This window comes from Pseudomonas sp. SIMBA_041 (assembly GCF_046535095.1).
Taxonomy (GTDB): domain Bacteria; phylum Pseudomonadota; class Gammaproteobacteria; order Pseudomonadales; family Pseudomonadaceae; genus Aquipseudomonas; species Aquipseudomonas mucoides.
The window spans coordinates 1-278 of record NZ_JAWRXJ010000221.1 but is presented as its reverse complement, the minus strand read 5'-3'; the positions used below and the strand labels follow the sequence as shown (position 1 = coordinate 278).

Genomic DNA, 278 nt, shown 5'->3' with positions numbered 1-278 from the left:
GCGCCTAACCGACGAGGAAAGACATGCAACAGCCCTTCACTCATGACGACCTGTATGCTCTCTTGCAGCAGGCCGCTAACGATGCCGCCGCGGTGCAGGCCAGCGGCGCGCAGGCCGTGGTGGACAGAATGCGGCAATTCATGACCGCGCAGCTCGCAGAGAAACTATCTGCGTACGACGTGTTTGTTCACATCTCGACCTCGCCTTATAGTTTTGACGTAGGTAGCTGGATGAATAAGGTCAAGACGGATGCGGGCGGACAGATCGCCGCCTGCACC

At 58.6% G+C, this 278-nt stretch carries 1 protein-coding gene; it reads left to right on the top strand.

Features of this window, described 5'->3' with window-relative positions; translation table 11 throughout:
• Positions 1–23: 23 nt before the first annotated feature.
• The coding region (locus SB725_RS30930; RefSeq protein ID WP_410923196.1) for a hypothetical protein at positions 24–278 on the top strand (255 nt) is incomplete at its 3' end.